The sequence below is a fragment of the Streptomyces sp. NPDC059564 genome, assembly GCF_042735575.1.
GTDB lineage: Bacteria > Actinomycetota > Actinomycetes > Streptomycetales > Streptomycetaceae > Streptomyces.
The window spans coordinates 1-2,354 of record NZ_JBHWBP010000608.1 but is presented as its reverse complement, the minus strand read 5'-3'; the positions used below and the strand labels follow the sequence as shown (position 1 = coordinate 2,354).

Below are 2,354 nucleotides of genomic sequence, written 5' to 3'. Positions count from 1 at the left end.
GGGCTGTCCAGAGCGGTCCGATCACGAGATATCTTGATGTCGAGCAATGTTGCAGACGAGAGACGCAGACTGTGGAGCGGAGCATCCGGTGACTGACTCGACCATCATCTACACGCACACTGACGAGGCCCCGGCCCTCGCGACGTATTCCTTCCTGCCTGTCATCCAGGCGTACGCGTCGACGGCCGGTGTGAATGTCGAGACCCGTGACATCTCCCTGGCCGGTCGGATCATCGCCAGCTTCCCCGAGCACCTCGAGGAGAGCCAGCGGATCGCCGACGCCCTCGCCGAGCTCGGCGAGCTGGCGAAGACGCCGGAAGCGAACATCATCAAGCTGCCCAACATCTCGGCCTCGATCCCGCAGCTGAAGGCCGCGGTCGCCGAGCTCCAGGGCCAGGGCTACGCCCTTCCGGACTACCCGGACGACCCGAAGACCGACGAGGAGCGCGAGATCCGCGCCCGCTACGACAAGGTCAAGGGCAGCGCCGTCAACCCGGTCCTGCGCGAGGGCAACTCCGACCGCCGCGCCCCCGCGTCGGTCAAGAACTACGCCAAGGCCCACCCGCACCGCATGGGCGCCTGGACCCCCGAGTCGAAGACGAACGTCGCCACCATGGGCGAGAACGACTTCCGCTCCACCGAGAAGTCCGCCGTGATCGCCGAGGCCGGCACGCTCCGCATCGAGCACGTCGCCGCCGACGGCACCACCACCGTCCTGCGCGACTCCGTACCGGTCCTGGCCGGTGAGGTCGTGGACGCGTCCGTCCTGCACGTCGACGCCCTGCGCACCTTCCTGAACGACCAGATCGAGCGTGCCAAGGCCGAGGACGTCCTGTTCTCCGTGCACCTCAAGGCCACGATGATGAAGGTCTCCGACCCGATCATCTTCGGCCACGTGGTCCGCGCCTTCTTCCCGAAGACCTTCGCGCGCTACGGCGAGACCCTCGCCGCCGCCGGCCTGTCCCCGAACGACGGCCTCGGCACCATCCTGAACGGCCTGGGCGCCCTTCCCGACGGTGACGCGATCAAGGCTTCCTTCGACGCCGAGATCGCCGAGGGCCCGGCCCTCGCGATGGTCGACTCCGACAAGGGCATCACCAACCTGCACGTGCCGTCCGACGTCATCGTCGACGCCTCGATGCCGGCCATGATCCGCACCTCCGGCCACATGTGGGGCCCGGACGGCGCCGAGGCCGACACCCTCGCCGTCCTCCCGGACAGCAGCTACGCCGGTGTCTACCAGGTCGTCGTCGACGACTGCCGCGCGCACGGCGCGTACGACCCGTCCACGATGGGCTCGGTGCCGAACGTCGGCCTCATGGCCCAGAAGGCCGAGGAGTACGGCAGCCACGACAAGACCTTCGAGCTGGCGACCGCGGGCACCGTCCGCCTCGTCGACGCCGCGGGCAACACGGTCCTGGAGCAGGAGGTCGCCGCCGGTGACATCTTCCGCGCCTGCCAGACCAAGGACGCCCCGATCCAGGACTGGGTCAAGCTCGCCGTCACCCGCGCCCGCGCCACCGGCGTCCCGGCCGTCTTCTGGCTGGACGAGGGCCGCGCGCACGACGCGCAGCTGATCGCCAAGGTCAAGACGTACCTGGCCGACCACGACACCGACGGCCTGACCATCGAGATCCTCTCCCCGGTCAAGGCCACCGCGTACTCCCTGGAGCGCATCCGCCGCGGCGAGGACACCATCTCGGTGACCGGCAACGTGCTGCGCGACTACCTGACCGACCTCTTCCCCATCCTGGAGCTGGGCACCAGCGCCAAGATGCTGTCGGTCGTCCCGCTGATGAACGGCGGCGGCCTCTTCGAGACGGGCGCCGGCGGCTCCGCCCCCAAGCACGTCCAGCAGCTGGTCAAGGAGAACTACCTGCGCTGGGACTCCCTCGGTGAGTTCCTCGCGCTGGCCGTCTCCTTCGAGCACCTCGCGACCACCACCGGCAACGCCCGCGCCCAGGTGCTGGCCGACACCCTGGACCGCGCCACCGGCACCTTCCTCAACGAGGACAAGTCGCCGAGCCGCAAGCTGGGCGGCATCGACAACCGCGGCAGCCACTTCTACCTCGCCCTCTACTGGGCGCAGGAGCTGTCCCGCCAGATCGACGACCCGAAGCTCGCCGCGGCCTTCGAGCCGCTCGCCAAGACCCTGGCGGAGTCCGAGGAGACCATCGTCGGCGAGCTCATCGCCGTCCAGGGCTCCCCGGCCGAGATCGGCGGCTACTACCAGCCCGACGCGGCCAAGGCCGCGGCGATCATGCGTCCGTCCGCGACCCTGAACAAGGCGCTCGCGCTGCTCGGCTGACGCCTCCGGCAGTAGTGGTTCCGCCCCGGCCGGCCTCGTGCCCGGC

The 2,354-nt window shown here is 69.5% G+C and carries 1 protein-coding gene; it reads left to right on the top strand.

Going from position 1 to position 2,354, the window contains the following annotated elements:
- Window positions 1–88 precede the first annotated feature (88 nt).
- The gene (locus ACFV0Q_RS40845; protein ID WP_385013087.1) at window positions 89–2,308 is read left to right on the top strand and encodes an NADP-dependent isocitrate dehydrogenase; all 2,220 of its coding nucleotides are present in this window, start codon (window positions 89–91) and stop codon (window positions 2,306–2,308) included.
- The last annotated feature ends 46 nt before the right edge of the window (window positions 2,309–2,354 follow it).